Genomic DNA, 17,051 nt, shown 5'->3' with positions numbered 1-17,051 from the left:
AGTCAAGGGATCCTCGTCACCGTCAAGGTCGGGGTCCTCCACCGAATCCAATATGCCGTCGTTGTCGTCGTCAAGGTCCGCACTGTCGGGTACCCCATCGCCGTCGGTGTCAGGATCAGTAATAGTATTAACATCCAAATAATCGGGTCTACCATCTCCGTCCGTATCGTCGTTGGTAGGGTCACCATTACCATCGGCGTCCTCGTCGGGGGTGTCGATGCCGTCACCGTCGTCGTCAAGGTCTCGGTAGTTAACGTCCTCAGTACCGTCCGTATCGGGAAGGTCGTTCGCAGGATCGTCGATCTCGTCGTTCACGTCAAAGCCGTCGTCAACGTCGCTGCCCTCATAACCGTCGTCAAGACCGTCCCCGTCCGTGTCCACTCCGGTATATTCGTTCTCGGGCTTGCCATCAAAGTCAAAGTCATGCCCCTCGTTATTGTCGGGAACCAAATCATCATCACTATCAAAATCTTGATAATCAGGCTTATCTGGTCTTGGTGTTCCATCCGTATTCACAGGATCCAAACCGCCAATATAAGCACTGTTTACCCCATGGTTAGATGCATAGGTCGCCTCGTCGTCGTCGTTCGGGGCCACATAACCAGCGGTTGTCTGTGCCTCCACATTGTCGGGAATACCATCATTATCCGTATCTATATCTAAATGATTAGGCTTACCATCTCCATCTCTGTCATTTAATGTAATACCTTCACCTCCTCCAGGACAACTTTCATATACATCGTCTAAACCATTTCCATCTGAATCTATTCCCGATTTAGGTTTGTAATTATGAAAATTTTGAGATTCTAAATTATCTAGAATTCCATCGTTATCTGAGTCCAAATCCAAATAATCAGGAACACCATCACCATCCGTGTCCGTCGGATTTGTAGTATGATCATTGTCCCCATCAACATCGGCATCCTCATCTTCATCCGTTATTCCATCCCCATCAGTATCAATATCGTCATAATCATATACACCATCACCATCAGCATCCTCTGTAAAATAATTTACAGTTCTTTCTTCTGCACCAATAACAGAGAATGAGATACTTAACAAAATTGCCGTTAAAAAAGAGAGTCTTTTCGCAGAAGTAATATAATGTTCAAAAAAAGTAATTTCGCCCATATATGTTTAGTTTTAATTACTAATCACCATGGCAAATTAAAAGTAGGAAATAATAAAGGGTAAGAATGGGAACTACTTCAAAGAATGGTGCGCAAGATAATAGTAAAATTATTAGCTTTTATATATTTCGGATAACTTGTTAATAAATATCTATTAAGTACACTATTTCAAATATTAACCCCAAATTACCCCTATATTAAAACCTAGCAATTCATTTTCAACATCGTACTTTGTTTTAAACATAAATACTCCGTTAATTAATTCTGGTCAAAATACCCAATTTCCAGTACTTTTGCCAAAATTGATTTTTAATGAGTTTTAAAGACGAGATTGAGAGACGGAGAACTTTTGGTATTATTTCGCATCCAGATGCGGGAAAAACCACATTGACGGAGAAATTATTGCTTTTTGGTGGTGCCATTCAAGAAGCTGGTGCGGTTAAAAACAATAAAATCAAAAAAACCGCAACGAGTGATTTTATGGAAATTGAGAGGCAAAGAGGAATTTCTGTTGCCACATCTGTTTTGGCATTTATTTACAAGGACAAAAAAATAAATATACTTGACACCCCTGGGCATAAAGATTTTGCAGAGGACACTTTCAGGACCTTAACGGCAGTGGATAGTGTTATTGTTGTAATCGATGTCGCCAAAGGTGTAGAGGAACAGACCGTTAAGTTGGTCGAAGTTTGCCGTATGCGAAAAATTCCAATGCTCGTATTCATTAACAAATTGGATAGAGAGGGTCGAGATGCCTTTGACCTGTTGGATGAACTTGAACAAAAGTTGGGTCTTTCCGTAACTCCCTTAAGTTTCCCCATAGGTATGGGATACGACTTTAAGGGGATTTACAATATTTACGAAAAAAACATAAACCTGTTCAGCGGAGACAGCAAAAAAAATATTGAGGAAACCATAGCATTTAATGATATTGAAAATCCTGAACTGGAAAAAATAATTGGTTCTTCTGCCGCTGAAAATCTTCGCGATAATTTAGAATTGGTATGGGGAGTATACCCTCCGTTCGACAAGGATCAATATTTAGAAGGAGAACAACAACCTGTCTTTTTTGGTTCGGCCCTAAATAACTTTGGCGTTAGGGAACTACTTGATTGTTTTATAGAAATTGCACCTTCTCCCAAGCCAAAAATGGCGGAGGAGCGTTTGGTTAAGGCGGATGAAAAAGATTTGACCGGTTTTGTATTCAAAATCCATGCGAATATGGACCCAAAACATAGAGACCGTTTGGCCTTCGTAAAAATTGTATCGGGTACTTTTGAAAGAAACAAACCTTATCTACATGTCAGATTGAACAAGAAACTTAAATTTTCGAGTCCCAATGCATTTTTTGCAGAAAAAAAAGAAATCGTTGACACTTCTTACCCTGGGGATATCGTTGGTTTGCACGATACAGGTAATTTTAAGATAGGTGACACCTTGACCGAAGGTGAAATATTACATTATAAAGGTATACCTAGTTTCTCTCCCGAACATTTTAGATACATCAATAATGCCGACCCTATGAAATCGAAGCAGTTATATAAGGGTATAGACCAGTTGATGGACGAAGGGGTCGCTCAGTTATTCACCCTTGAGATGAACGGAAGAAAAGTAATTGGGACCGTAGGAGCTTTACAGTTCGAGGTAATCCAATATAGGTTAGAACATGAATACGGAGCCAAATGTAGTTATGAAAACTTTCCGGTTTATAAAGCATGCTGGGTAGGCACGGACAATAACAAAAGTGAAGAGTATAAAGAATTTATTAGGGTAAAACAGAAATTTTTGGCCAAGGACAAGAGAGGTCAATTGGTATTTCTTGCAGATTCACAGTTCTCTTTACAAATGACCCAACAAAAATATCCGAACGTCAAACTTCATTTTGTATCAGAATTCGAATAAAAAAAGCCCACTTAAAGTGGGCTTTTTTTATGCTTCTCCTGTTGGGCCAAAATTTAATGGAATAGGAGGTTGTTCATAATCTTTTATTGTACCATGCGCTTTCTCGAATCTTTGAACATTATCGTTAAGGGCCTTCAAAAATTTCTTGGCGTGCTGTGGGGTTAAAATAATCCTACTTTTAACCTTTGCCTTGGGAGCCCCTGGCATCATACTTATAAAATCTACCACAAATTCTGATACAGAATGATTGATTATGGCTAGATTGGAATAAACACCTTCCGCCATTTTTTCATCTAACTCTATATTTATTTGTTTTTGATTTTGTTTTTTATCGTCACTCATCTTATTATAAAATAGCGTTTAAACAAAAAAAGCCCTCAATTAAAATTGAGGGCTTTCGATATTTAGAATCTTAAGGCCTCTTTTCTGGCCATTATCTCATCGTACTCTTCCTTGGAACCGACTATAATATTTTCATAGTCTCTCATTCCGGTTCCTGCCGGAATCTTATGTCCAACGATAACATTCTCTTTCAAGCCTTCCAAAGTATCCACTTTGCCACTTACAGCCGCTTCGTTCAATACTTTTGTTGTCTCTTGGAAAGATGCAGCAGAGATAAACGATTTAGTCTGTAACGAAGCTCTAGTAATACCTTGTAATATCGGAGTAGCGGTGGCTGCAACAGCATCGCGTGCCTCTACAAGGGCTTTATCACTTCTTCTCAATACAGAATTTTCGTCACGAAGTTCTCTAGATGTAACAATCTGTCCTGGTTTCAAGTTTTCCGAATCACCTGCTTCCATAACTACTTTCTTACCAAAGATTTCATCATTTTCTCTAATAAAATCATCTTTATGAATCAATTGGTTTTCAAGGAAAATAGTATCACCTGGATCAACAATTCTCACTTTACGCATCATTTGTCTTACAACAACCTCAAAGTGTTTATCATTGATTTTAACCCCTTGCAAGCGATACACCTCTTGTACCTCGTTAACCAAATATTGCTGAACAGCTGATGGACCTTTAATCGCCAAGATATCTTCTGGTGTAATAGAACCATCCGATAATGGCATACCAGCTCTTACATAATCGTTTTCTTGAACCAAGATCTGATTAGAAAGTTTTACTAAGTATTTCTTGACCTCACCAAGTTTTGATTCTATAATGATTTCACGGTTACCTCTTTTTATCTTACCAAAAGAAACCACACCGTCTATCTCGGAAACAACTGCAGGGTTAGAAGGGTTACGCGCTTCAAAAAGTTCTGTCACCCTTGGAAGACCACCCGTAATATCACCTGCTTTAGCAGATTTACGTGGTATCTTAACCAAAATCTTACCTTCTTTGATCTTATCTCCATCATCTACCATTATGTGAGAACCTACAGGAAGGTTATACGACCTTAATGTTTCACCTTTGGCATCTTGAATTAATAAAGTTGGAATCAACTTTTTGTTTCTAGATTCAGAAATTACTTTTTCTTGGAATCCAGTTTGCTCATCGATCTCTACTTGATAGGTAACCCCTTGTTCTATATTCTCGTAAGCAATCTTACCAGGGAACTCAGAAACAATTACACCGTTATATGGATCCCAAGAACATATCAAATCACCTTTTTCAACTTTAGCCCCATCTTCTATGAACAATTGCGAACCATAAGGAATGTTATTGGTACTAAGGGTAATGCCCGTTTTACCATCAACTATCTTTATTTCAGATGTTCTTGATATTACTATATTGACAGGTTTTCCTTCAGCATTTTCTCCTTTAACCGTTCTTAGATCCTCTATCTCTGCAACACCTGAAAACTTAGCTTCCAATTTGTTGTCCTCTGAAATGTTACCGGCAATACCTCCCACGTGGAAAGTACGCAATGTTAACTGAGTACCAGGCTCACCAATCGACTGTGCAGCAACTACACCAACGGCTTCACCTCGTTGTACCATTTTATTCGTAGATAGGTTTCTACCATAACATTTTGCACAAATTCCTTTTTGGGCTTCACAAGTCAGAGCTGAACGAACTTCTACTTTCTCTATCGGAGAAGCTTCGATCTTCTTGATATCGGACTCCATTATTTCTTGACCCGACTTCAACAACAATTCTTCTGTTACTGGATCATAAACATCATGTAATGATACACGACCTAATATTCTTTCGCCTAGAGTTTCTACAATCTCCTCGTTTTTCTTAAGCGCTTGGATCTCAACACCTCGTAAGGTTCCACAATCTTCGATGTTAATGATCACATCTTGTGATACATCCACTAGACGACGTGTTAGATAACCAGCATCCGCCGTTTTCAAAGCTGTATCCGCCAGACCTTTACGTGCACCGTGAGTAGAGATAAAGTATTCAAGAATCGATAAACCTTCCTTAAAGTTAGAAAGAATAGGGTTTTCAATAATTTCACCACCACCAGCGGTCGATTTTTTAGGCTTAGCCATCAAACCACGCATACCGGTCAACTGTCTTATCTGCTCTTTAGAACCCCTCGCTCCGGAATCCAACATCATATACACAGAATTAAACCCTTGTTTATCTTCACGTATACGTTTCATAGCCAACTCGGTAAGCATCGCATTGGTAGAAGTCCAAACATCGATCACCTGATTGTAACGCTCGTTATTGGTAATAAGACCCATATTATAGTTGGCCATAATTCCGTCAACATCATTATTGGCCTCAGCGATCATATCGATTTTTTCTTTCGGAATGATAATATCACCTAAACTAAAGGACAAACCACCTTTAAAGGCGAACTCATACCCCATTGTCTTGATCTTATCCAAGAAACTGGCCGTTGTAGGAACATCGGTAACAGCTAAAATATCACCAATAATATTCCTTAATGCTTTTTTATTAAGTACTTGGTTAATATAACCTGCCTGCTCTGGAACATTCTTGTTGAACAACACACGACCAACGGTTGTTGATATAATTTGGTATACCAACTCCCCTTCTTCATTAAAGTCTTTTGCCCTTACCTTGATACCGGCATTAAGATCAACCATACCTTCATTAAAGGCTATCTCGACTTCTTCGGCCGAATAGAATGTCAACCCTTCTCCCTTTACAGGAACTTCAGGAGTTGATTTACGTTCTTTGGTCATATAATAAAGACCCAAGACCATATCCTGTGACGGTACCGTAATCGGAGAACCATTTGCAGGGTTCAATATATTCTGTGAAGCCAACATTAGCAATTGCGCTTCTAGAATCGCTTCTGGTCCCAATGGCAGGTGAACCGCCATTTGATCCCCATCAAAATCCGCATTAAATGCCGTACAGGCCAATGGGTGCAATCTAATTGCTTTACCCTCAATCAATTTTGGTTGGAAAGCCTGTATACCTAAACGGTGCAATGTAGGGGCACGGTTCAATAGAACAGGATGACCTTTCAATACGTTTTCAAGAATATCCCAAACAACCGGTTCTTTCTTGTCTATAATTTTCTTGGCCGATTTTACCGTTTTAACAATACCTCTTTCTATCAATTTTCTGATAACGAAAGGTTTGTACAACTCGGCAGCCATATCTTTTGGAAGACCACATTCATATAAGTTCAATTCCGGTCCAACAACAATTACCGAACGTGCTGAATAATCCACACGTTTACCTAGCAAGTTTTGACGGAAACGACCTTGTTTACCTTTTAATGAATCTGAAAGGGATTTTAACGGTCTGTTAGATTCCGTTTTAACAGCAGAAGCTTTTCTTGTGTTATCAAAAAGAGAATCTACAGCTTCTTGAAGCATACGCTTTTCATTACGCAAAATAACTTCAGGAGCCTTTATTTCTACCAACCTTTTTAAACGGTTGTTTCTGATAATAACCCTTCTGTACAAATCATTCAAATCCGATGTGGCGAAACGACCACCATCTAATGGCACCAATGGACGTAATTCTGGTGGAATCACCGGAATTACCTTCATAATCATCCACTCTGGAAGGTTTTCACGATTTTCTTGTGACTCCCTCAAGGCCTCAACAACCTGCAATCTTTTTAAAGCCTCTGTTTTTCTTTGTTTAGAGGTTTCTGTATTCGCTTTATGTCTAAGCTCAAAAGAAAGTTCTTTTAGATTGATTCTTCCTAAGAGATCAATTAAACATTCAGCTCCCATTTTAGCGATAAACTTATTGGGATCCGTATCCTCTAAATATTGATTTTCTTGTGGAAGGGATTCTAAAATGTTCAAATATTCCTCCTCCGTCAAGAAATCCATTTTATTTATTTCTTCACCTTCAGGACCTTTTGCGATACCTGGTTGTATTACTACATAACGCTCGTAGTAAATGATCATATCCAACTTCTTAGATGGCAACCCAAGAAGATATCCGATTTTATTAGGTAAAGAACGGAAGTACCAAATATGTGCAACAGGCACAACAAGGTTAATATGACCTACCCTGTCTCTTCGTACTTTTTTCTCTGTAACTTCAACACCACAACGATCACAAACGATACCCCTATAACGAATACGTTTGTATTTACCACAAGCACACTCATAATCCTTTACGGGACCAAAAATACGCTCACAGAACAAACCATCACGTTCTGGTTTGTGCGTTCTATAATTAATTGTTTCAGGTTTTAAAACTTCACCTCTGGATTCTGCCAAAATTGCTTCTGGAGATGCCAATCCGATTGAAATTTTATTAAACCTTTTTATTGGGTTATTATCTTTTATTCTTGCCATAATAGCGTGCTGATAATGATTTTAATTTTATTACAAATAGTCTTTAAGACTACAATACTACTCTTCCAATCTAATATCCAAACCTAAACCTTTAAGTTCGTGCATTAATACATTGAAAGATTCTGGCAATCCAGGTTCTGGCATTGTCTCTCCTTTAACAATAGACTCATAAGTCTTGGCCCTACCGATAACATCATCCGATTTTACGGTCAATATTTCTCTAAGTGTAGCCGAGGCACCATATGCTTCAAGAGCCCAAACTTCCATCTCCCCGAAACGCTGACCACCAAACTGTGCTTTACCACCCAATGGCTGCTGCGTAATTAAAGAGTATGGTCCAATAGAACGAGCATGCATCTTATCGTCTACCATGTGACCCAACTTCAACATATAAATAACACCTACTGTTGCAGGTTGATCAAAACGTTGACCTGTACCACCATCGTATAGGTAGGTATGTCCGAATCTTGGAATACCGGCCTCATCAGTATACGCATTTATTTCATCTAAAGAAGCACCATCGAATATAGGTGTGGCATATTTTTTACCCAATTTGAGTCCGGCCCAACCTAACACGGTTTCATATATCTGTCCAATGTTCATACGAGAAGGTACACCTAATGGATTCAATACGATATCTACAGGTGTTCCGTCTTCTAAGAAAGGCATATCCTCTTGACGAACAATTCTAGAAACGATACCCTTGTTACCGTGACGACCTGCCATTTTATCACCAACTTTAAGCTTACGCTTTTTAGCAATATAGACTTTAGCCAACTTCATTATACCTGCTGGTAGTTCATCTCCAACAGAAATTGTAAACTTATCCCTTCTTAAGTTACCTTGAAGGTCGTTCAACTTAATCTTATAGTTATGAAGTAAATCCGCGACCAAATTGTTTGTTTCCTCATCGGTAGTCCAACTTCCTCCTACCAAGTGGGCAAAATCGTCTACAGAGTTCAACATCTTCATGGTGTACTTTTTACCTTTAGGTAAAACTTCTTCACCTAAATCATTTAATACACCCTGAGAAGTTTTTCCGTTAACCAAGGTAAACAACTTCTCTACCAAGATATCTTTAAGTTCTTGGAATTTTACTTCATATTCCAATTCCAATTTAGATAGCTCTTCTTTATCCTCAGAACGTTTTCTCTTATCTTTTACCGATCTAGAGAACAATTTCTTATCGATAACAACACCTCTCAAAGAAGGAGAAGCTTTCAGCGAAGCATCTTTTACATCCCCTGCCTTGTCACCAAAAATGGCACGTAACAGTTTTTCTTCAGGAGTTGGATCCGATTCACCTTTAGGTGTGATCTTACCTATTAAGATATCACCGGGCTTCACCTCGGCACCTATACGAATCATTCCGTTTTCGTCCAAGTCCTTGGTCGCTTCTTCCGAAACGTTTGGAATATCATGTGTTAATTCTTCTGCACCTAATTTGGTATCCCTAACTTCTAGAGAATATTCATCTACGTGGATCGATGTAAAGATATCTTCACGTACAACTTTTTCAGAAATTACGATGGCATCCTCAAAGTTATATCCTTTCCAAGGCATAAAGGCTACCGTAAGGTTTCTACCCAAGGCCAATTCACCTTTTTCTGTAGCATAACCTTCACATAGCACCTGACCTTTCTTAACCCTGTCTCCTCTTCTAACAATAGGTTTTAGGTTAATACTTGTACCTTGGTTCGTTTTTCTGAACTTAACCAAAGAATAAGTCTTCTCATCGCTATCAAAGCTAATTAACCTTTCGGTATCGGTTCTATCATATTTTATAGTGATCTTTTGAGCATCAACATACTCAACAACACCATCACCTTCAGCATTTATAAGTACCCTCGAATCTGATGCCACTTGCCTTTCCAATCCTGTACCTACAATTGGTGATTGTGGTTTTAATAATGGAACTGCCTGGCGCATCATGTTAGACCCCATCAAGGCACGGTTAGCATCATCATGTTCCAAAAACGGAATCAATGAGGCCGAAATTGACGCAATCTGATTAGGCGCAACATCGGTGTAATGAATTTCTGCCGGATCAACCACTGGAAAATCACCCTCTTCCCTAGCAATAACCTTTTCAGCGTCTATCTCTCCATTTTCTTTTAAAGGAATATTCGCCTGGGCAATTTTCATTCCTTCTTCCTCTTCCGCACTTAAGTAAACATGGTTTTCCGTATCTACTTTTGCATTTTCAACCTTTCTGTAAGGTGTTTCCAAGAAGCCCATTGGGTTTACTTTGGCAAATACAGAAAGTGAAGATATAAGACCAATATTCGGTCCTTCAGGAGTTTCTATCGGACAAAGACGGCCGTAGTGCGTATAGTGAACATCACGTACCTCAAAACCTGCTCTCTCCCTAGAAAGACCTCCAGGTCCTAATGCCGACAATCTCCTTTTGTGAGTAATCTCTGCCAACGGATTCGTTTGATCCATGAACTGAGATAACTGGTTTGTACCAAAGAATGAATTGATAACAGATGACAATGTCTTGGCATTGATCAAATCTATCGGTGTAAACACCTCATTGTCACGAACGTTCATACGCTCACGAATGGTACGCGCCATACGGGCCAAACCAACACCAAATTGAGACGATAATTGCTCCCCCACTGTTCTAACACGACGGTTGGAAAGGTGGTCAATATCATCGATCTCAGCCTTTGAGTTAATTAGCTCGATCAAATACTTTATAATAGTTATGATATCTTCTTTGGTCAAAACTTGTTTGTCCATTCCAATATCCAACTGTAATTTTTTGTTCATTCTATAACGACCAACTTCACCTAAGTTATATCGTTGATCAGAGAAGAACAATTTATCTATAATACCACGTGCCGTTTCCTCATCGGGCGGTTCGGCGTTACGTAATTGTCTGTAGATATGCTCAACAGCTTCTTTTTCGGAGTTTGTTGGATCTTTTTGAAGCGTATTATGAATAATTGCATAATCAGATTGTGCATTGTTTTCTTTATGCAACAATATAGTCTTAACATCCGCCTCAAGAATTTGGGCTATATGTTCTTTTTCTAGGACTGTATCACGATCTAATACAATCTCATTTCTTTCTATAGAAACTACTTCACCCGTATCCTCATCAACAAAATCTTCGTGCCATGTGTTCAAAACCCTGGCTGCGAGTTTGCGACCTAATACTTTTTTTAGCCCTGCATTAGAAACCTTCACTTCTTCAGATAGGTCGAAAATTTCTAAAATATCCTTATCCCTTTCAAAACCGATAGCTCTAAAAAGGGTGGTTACAGGTAATTTTTTCTTTCTATCGATATAGGCGTACATAACACCATTAATATCGGTAGCAAATTCTATCCAAGAACCTTTAAATGGTATTACCCTGGCAGAATATAACTTGGTTCCGTTGGCATGGAAAGATTGACCAAAGAAAACACCGGGCGAACGGTGCAACTGTGAAACCACAACTCTTTCGGCTCCATTGATCACAAAAGTACCACTAGGGGTCATATATGGAATAGTACCCAAATAAACATCTTGTACTATAGTCTCAAAATCCTCATGCTCGGGATCGGTACAATATAATTTTAATCTAGCCTTTAACGGTACGCTATAAGTTAGACCACGTTCTATACATTCTTGAATCGAATATCGTGGAGGATCTATGAAGTAATCTAAAAATTCCAGTACAAACTGATTTCTTGTATCAGTAATTGGAAAGTTCTCCATGAAGGTGTTATACAATCCTTCATTACCTCTTTGATCAGATTTTGTTTCAAGTTGAAAAAAGTCTTGAAAAGATTTAATCTGAATATCCAAGAAATCCGGATATTCCGGAGTATTCTTAGCGGATGCAAAATTTATTCTTTCAGTCTGATTTGTGAACATCTACGGACAGTGTTTTGATCGTGAGTACTATTGGGGTAGTATATATCTTAATATACCTAATTATATAAAAAGGCTTAGGTCTAGCCGCAAAAAGCGAAAAGACCTAAACCAAAAATGATATGGTTGTTGCTACTATTTAAGCTCAACTTCCGCTCCTGCTTCTTCCAATGATTTTTTGATACCTTCTGCTTCGTCTTTAGAAACACCTTCTTTAACAGCTTTTGGTGCACTATCAACAATATCCTTAGCATCTTTCAATCCTAAACCGGTCAATTCCTTAACCAATTTAACAACTGCTAATTTAGAAGCTCCGGCCGCTTTCAAAATTACATCGAATTCTGATTTTTCCTCAGCAGCTTCACCACCTTCGGCACCAGCGCCACCAGCAGCAACAGCTACTGCAGCAGCTGCAGGCTCTATACCGTATTCTTCTTTTAATATATCAGCCAACTCATTTACTTCTTTTACCGTAAGGTTAACCAATTGTTCTGCGAAATCTTTTAAATCTGCCATTTTCTATCGTTTAATAAAATTTTAAAATATACTTAGTTTAGTGCGTACTTATTTTTCTGATAATGTCTTAAGGATTCCGGCAAGTTTACCACCACCAGATTTAAGTCCAGAAATAACATTTTTGGCTGGAGACTGTAACAATCCGATAACCTCGCCAATCATTTCTTCTTTAGACTTAATGCTCACTAGAGCATCCAAGTTCTCATCACCAATATATATTGCCTCTTCTACAAAAGCTCCTTTCAATAAAGGTTTATCAGATTTTTTTCTGAAATTCTTTATTAACTTGGCCGGAGCGTTCGCTACTTCCGAAAACATTAAGGATGTATTACCCTTTAAAACTTCGGGAAGTTCGCCAAACTCTTTATCAGAGGCCTCCATCGCTTTTGCAAGCAATGTATTCTTAACTACAGCTAGTCTGATATTTGCCTTAAAACAGGCTCTTCTCAAATCAGATGTTGTAACTGCATCCAATCCAGATATATCTGCCAAATAAATAGTAGAACTATCTGCCAACTGCGTAGTCAAATCTTGTATAACGTTTGCTTTTTCTTCTCTTGTCATAATTGAAATTTTTAACTAGCAGTGCTTAAACTGACTTAGGGTCTAATTGAACACTTGGACTCATGGTACTTGACATGAAGATACTTTTCATGTAAACACCTTTAGCCGCTGTTGGCTTCATTTTATTCAAAGTTTCCAACAACTCTTTTGCATTGTCAGCTATCTTATCCGCAGAAAAGGAAGCTTTTCCAATTGCGGCATGAACAATACCAGTCTTATCCACTTTAAAATCAATCTTACCAGCCTTCACCTCAGATACAGCTTTCGCTACATCCATAGTTACTGTACCTGTTTTTGGATTCGGCATCAAACCTCTTGGCCCAAGAACACGTCCTAAGGGACCCAATTTACCCATAACACTTGGCATGGTGATGATAACATCAACATCGGTCCAACCGCCTTTTATCTTTTCCAAATATTCGTCCAATCCAACATAATCAGCACCTGCTTCTTTAGCTTCTGCTTCTTTATCTGGAGTTACCAAAGCCAAAACCTTAACATCTTTACCTGTACCATGCGGCAATGTAACTACCCCACGAACCATTTGATTGGCTTTTCTTGGATCCACACCCAAACGAACCGCCAAATCTACGGATGCATCAAATTTTGTATTGGTTATTTCTTTTACTAAAGCGGAAGCTTCCTCAAGAGAATATAGTTTGTCTTTCTCTATTTTAGAATGCGCTTCTTTTTGCTTCTTTGTCAACTTTGCCATTTAATTGCTTTTTAAGATTTTAAAAAGGTCTTTTACCCGATACCTTCATACCCATTGAACGTGCCGTACCCGCAATCATACTCATTGCAGATTCTACCGTAAATGCATTAAGGTCAACCATTTTATCTTCGGCTATCGCCTTGATTTGGTCCCAGGTTACACTACCCAATTTTACTCTGTTAGGTTCGCCAGATCCTTTTTTAATCTTAGCCGCTTCCAATAGCTGAACTGCCGCTGGTGGTGTTTTTACGACAAAATCGAAAGATTTGTCTTTATAAACGGTGATAACAACTGGTAAAACTTTACCCTGTTTGTCCTGTGTACGAGCATTGAACTGCTTACAGAACTCCATGATGTTAACACCGGCAGCACCTAAGGCGGGTCCAACCGGTGGCGATGGATTCGCTGCACCTCCCCTAACTTGTAGTTTAACTACTTTACCTACTTCTTTTGCCATTGTTTAAAATTAAATTGAAAGTGTGTCTATGGAAGCAACACAACTTTTAAATATGTAACAATTATTTTTAAATCTTTTCCACTTGCATATAACTAAGCTCCAATGGTGTTTTTCTACCGAAAATCTTAACCATCACCTCTAGCTTACGCTTTTCTTCGTTTATTTTCTCAACAGTACCATTAAACCCGTTGAACGGACCATCGATTACCTTGACCGTTTCACCAAATACAAATGGTATAGCCACACTATCGGTATTTACGGCCAACTCATCGACCTTACCTAGCATCCTATTTACTTCAGATTTCCTCAACGGCACAGGATCACCTCCTTTAGTTTCACCCAAAAAACCTATAACATTGGTAATAGATCTTATAATATGGACCATTTCACCGCCCAAATTAGCCTTCACCATTATGTACCCGGGAAAATAAACTCTCTCTTTATTAATCTTTTTTCCGTTTCTGATCTGAATAACCTTTTCAGTAGGAACCAAGACCTCATCTAAATAATCAGAAAAACCATGACGCTCGACTTCACTCTCTATGTAGCCCTTGATTTTGTTTTCCTGACCACTTACAGCTCTTACAACATACCATTTCTTTTCCAATACTTCTGACATAGAGCTTAAATTAGTTTAATACGTAATCGAAATACAACTTAATAACATTACTAAAGACCGTATCTACACCCCAAGTAGCCAGAGCAAAAAGAATAGAAAAAACAGCCACAACAACCATCAAATTCGACGACTCCGACCTTGAAGGAAGGGTAATGTTATTTCTCAACTCTTCAACGGATTCTTTAATATATGTAAGCATTTCAATTGTTTTTTTTATATCAACAAAAAGAATAAAACAAATCCTAATTCGGTATTTCTTTCCTGCACGGGAGGAGAGACTCGAACTCCCGACACCTGGTTTTGGAGACCAGTGCTCTACCAACTGAGCTACACCCGTATATGCGTATCATCCATAATCGAAACGAACGACACACATTCATATTTACATTGAAAGGTATCCGCCAAAAGACGGACACCCTTAATATATTGTACTTCTAATAATGGTTTAATCCAAAATCTTAGTTACCTGACCAGCCCCAACTGTTCTACCACCTTCACGGATAGCGAAACGAAGACCTACACTAAGTGCAATTGGCTGAATCAAATCAACTGTGATTGTCAAGTTATCACCAGGCATTACCATTTCAACTCCACTAGGAAGACTAATGTTACCAGTTACGTCAGTTGTTCTAACGTAGAACTGAGGACGGTAGTTGTTATGGAATGGCGTATGACGACCACCTTCTTCTTTTTTAAGGATATAAACCTCTGCTTCAAATTTAGCGTGAGGAGTTACAGAACCTGGCTTACAGATAACCATACCTCTTTTGATGTCAGATTTCTCTATACCTCTCAAAAGGATACCAACGTTATCACCAGCTTCACCTCTATCCAAAATCTTACGGAACATCTCAACACCAGTAATAGTAGAGCTCAATTTCTCTGCACCCATACCTATAATATCAACAGCATCACCTGTGTTCGCAACACCTGTTTCGATACGACCCGTAGCAACAGTTCCACGACCAGTAATCGTAAACACATCTTCAACAGGCATCAAGAAATCCTTATCAACATCCCTTTGAGGCAATTCGATCCAGTTATCAACAGCTTCCATCAATTCCAATACCGTATCAACCCATTTTTGCTCACCGTTAAGTGCACCCAAGGCAGAACCAGCAATTACAGGACCATTGTCACCATCATACTCGTAGAAAGAAAGCAATTCTCTTACTTCCATCTCAACAAGCTCTAACAACTCTTCATCGTCAACCATGTCAACTTTGTTCAAGAAAACAACGATTCTTGGAATACCAACCTGACGACCCAATAGGATATGCTCACGAGTTTGTGGCATTGGACCATCTGTAGCGGCAACAACCAAAATAGCACCGTCCATCTGAGCAGCACCAGTAACCATGTTCTTTACGTAATCCGCGTGACCTGGACAGTCAACGTGCGCATAGTGACGGTTGGCAGTTTGATACTCTACGTGAGATGTATTGATAGTAATACCCCTTTCTTTTTCCTCAGGAGCGTTATCGATAGAATCGAAGCTTCTCTTTTCAGATAATCCTGCGTTCGCCAAAACTTCTGTAATAGCAGCAGTCAATGTAGTTTTACCGTGATCCACGTGTCCAATGGTACCAATATTTAAGTGCGGTTTGGAACGATCAAAAGTTTCCTTTGCCATGTTTATTAATTTTTAATCTTAGTTTATATTAGTGTACAAATTTATACCTTAATTGAGCCAATGACGAGATTTGAACTCGTGACCTCTTCCTTACCAAGGAAACGCTCTACCCCTGAGCTACACCGGCGTAAAGTGTTGAACCTGCCCAACGACAGATTCCTGCCTTCGCAGGAACGACAATAAAGTCATAAAAAATAGAGCGGGAGACCGGGTTCGAACCGGCGACATTCAGCTTGGAAGGCTGACGCTCTACCAACTGAGCTACTCCCGCTTATTTAATTCTCAAAATATCATTTAAAATACCGATCTTTAGCTTAATGTGGGGAGAGCAGGATTCGAACCTGCGAAGACATAGTCAGCAGATTTACAGTCTGCCCTCGTTGGCCGCTTGAGTATCTCCCCATATAAACAGTATTTTAAGAACCTAGGAGCCGATGGAGGGACTCGAACCCACGACCTGCTGATTACAAATCAGCTGCTCTAGCCAGCTGAGCTACATCGGCACTTTCAATGCTTTTTTCAGCATAAAAAAGCCCGCTATTTCTAACGGACTGCAAATGTATAGTATTTTTTGTTTTTACAAAACAAATTTTAAAAAAAATTCTTCATACTTGTAAACGTAATTTTTCCTTACTCTTTATCAGCCTTCTTTCCAGTGAATTACAAGCGCTATCCACAGCTTCCTCAAATGACTTACATTGTTTTTTTACAATGAAATTGTTTTTGGGCACGTTTAACTTGATTTCCACTATCTTATTCTCTTTTGAACTCGTATTTTCCACTTTCAAATAAACATCAGAACTTATGATCTTATCATAAAAAGTCTCCAACTTATCCAATCTATTCTGTAAAAAATCAATCAACTTAACATCTGCATTAAAATTTACGGATTGCACATTTACTTTCATACGCTAAAATTTAGAAGCCCCTACTCAGAGCAGTGTTAAA

12 protein-coding genes, 5 tRNA genes and 1 pseudogene are annotated in these 17,051 nt (G+C 38.9%); 1 reads left to right on the top strand and 17 read right to left on the bottom strand.

What is annotated here, in order from left to right:
• A pseudogene (locus J8L85_RS17345) lies at positions 1-1,131 on the bottom strand (hypothetical protein); the annotation flags it as partial.
• 311 nt (positions 1,132-1,442) lie between these two features.
• Here J8L85_RS17345 and J8L85_RS17340 point away from each other — a divergent pair.
• Complete coding sequence (locus tag J8L85_RS17340; RefSeq protein ID WP_211019422.1) at positions 1,443-3,032, top strand: peptide chain release factor 3; 1,590 nt, start codon at positions 1,443-1,445, stop codon at positions 3,030-3,032.
• Positions 3,033-3,059: 27 nt separating this feature from the next.
• Here the strand turns inward: J8L85_RS17340 and J8L85_RS17335 are convergent, their stop codons facing one another.
• From J8L85_RS17335 to raiA, 16 genes are all read right to left on the bottom strand, one after another.
• Positions 3,060-3,374 (bottom strand): DUF3467 domain-containing protein, encoded by a 315-nt coding sequence (locus J8L85_RS17335; RefSeq protein ID WP_211019418.1) that lies wholly within the window; start codon positions 3,372-3,374, stop codon positions 3,060-3,062.
• 62 nt (positions 3,375-3,436) lie between these two features.
• Complete coding sequence (gene rpoC / locus J8L85_RS17330) at positions 3,437-7,735, bottom strand: DNA-directed RNA polymerase subunit beta' (RefSeq protein WP_211019416.1); 4,299 nt, start codon at positions 7,733-7,735, stop codon at positions 3,437-3,439.
• 57 nt (positions 7,736-7,792) lie between these two features.
• Positions 7,793-11,602 carry a DNA-directed RNA polymerase subunit beta gene (gene rpoB / locus J8L85_RS17325; protein WP_211019414.1) on the bottom strand — a complete coding sequence of 1,270 codons (3,810 nt, stop codon included), beginning with the start codon at positions 11,600-11,602 and terminating at the stop codon, positions 7,793-7,795.
• 132 nt (positions 11,603-11,734) lie between these two features.
• On the bottom strand, positions 11,735-12,115 hold the full coding sequence (rplL, locus tag J8L85_RS17320) for a 50S ribosomal protein L7/L12 (RefSeq protein WP_047244710.1): 381 nt from the start codon (positions 12,113-12,115) through the stop codon (positions 11,735-11,737).
• Between the two features lie 48 nt (positions 12,116-12,163).
• Positions 12,164-12,679 (bottom strand): 50S ribosomal protein L10, encoded by a 516-nt coding sequence (gene rplJ, locus J8L85_RS17315; protein ID WP_047244709.1) that lies wholly within the window; start codon positions 12,677-12,679, stop codon positions 12,164-12,166.
• Between the two features lie 25 nt (positions 12,680-12,704).
• On the bottom strand, positions 12,705-13,394 hold the full coding sequence (rplA, locus tag J8L85_RS17310; RefSeq protein WP_047244708.1) for a 50S ribosomal protein L1: 690 nt from the start codon (positions 13,392-13,394) through the stop codon (positions 12,705-12,707).
• Between the two features lie 19 nt (positions 13,395-13,413).
• A complete protein-coding gene (gene rplK / locus J8L85_RS17305; RefSeq protein ID WP_047244707.1) occupies positions 13,414-13,851 on the bottom strand; it encodes a 50S ribosomal protein L11 in 438 nt (145 codons plus the stop codon).
• 67 nt (positions 13,852-13,918) lie between these two features.
• Positions 13,919-14,470: a transcription termination/antitermination protein NusG gene (gene nusG / locus J8L85_RS17300; RefSeq protein ID WP_047244706.1), complete on the bottom strand. Its 552-nt coding sequence runs from the start codon at positions 14,468-14,470 to the stop codon at positions 13,919-13,921.
• A 10-nt stretch (positions 14,471-14,480) separates the two neighbouring features.
• On the bottom strand, positions 14,481-14,669 hold the full coding sequence (gene secE / locus J8L85_RS17295; RefSeq protein WP_211019411.1) for a preprotein translocase subunit SecE: 189 nt from the start codon (positions 14,667-14,669) through the stop codon (positions 14,481-14,483).
• 65 nt (positions 14,670-14,734) lie between these two features.
• A tRNA-Trp gene (locus J8L85_RS17290) sits at positions 14,735-14,807 on the bottom strand.
• Positions 14,808-14,915: 108 nt separating this feature from the next.
• Complete coding sequence (tuf, locus tag J8L85_RS17285; protein ID WP_211019410.1) at positions 14,916-16,103, bottom strand: elongation factor Tu; 1,188 nt, start codon at positions 16,101-16,103, stop codon at positions 14,916-14,918.
• 55 nt (positions 16,104-16,158) lie between these two features.
• A tRNA-Thr gene (locus J8L85_RS17280) sits at positions 16,159-16,230 on the bottom strand.
• Between the two features lie 71 nt (positions 16,231-16,301).
• Positions 16,302-16,374: transfer RNA gene (locus J8L85_RS17275), tRNA-Gly, on the bottom strand.
• Positions 16,375-16,423: 49 nt separating this feature from the next.
• A tRNA-Tyr gene (locus tag J8L85_RS17270) sits at positions 16,424-16,505 on the bottom strand.
• A 27-nt stretch (positions 16,506-16,532) separates the two neighbouring features.
• Positions 16,533-16,606: transfer RNA gene (locus tag J8L85_RS17265), tRNA-Thr, on the bottom strand.
• Between the two features lie 102 nt (positions 16,607-16,708).
• Positions 16,709-17,011 (bottom strand): ribosome-associated translation inhibitor RaiA, encoded by a 303-nt coding sequence (gene raiA, locus J8L85_RS17260; protein WP_211019407.1) that lies wholly within the window; start codon positions 17,009-17,011, stop codon positions 16,709-16,711.
• Positions 17,012-17,051: the final 40 nt, after the last annotated feature.

It is taken from the genome of Maribacter sp. MMG018, assembly GCF_018100785.1.
In the GTDB taxonomy this organism is placed as follows: Bacteria; Bacteroidota; Bacteroidia; order Flavobacteriales; family Flavobacteriaceae; genus Maribacter.
This window is presented reverse-complemented; position numbering and strand designations above follow the sequence as displayed.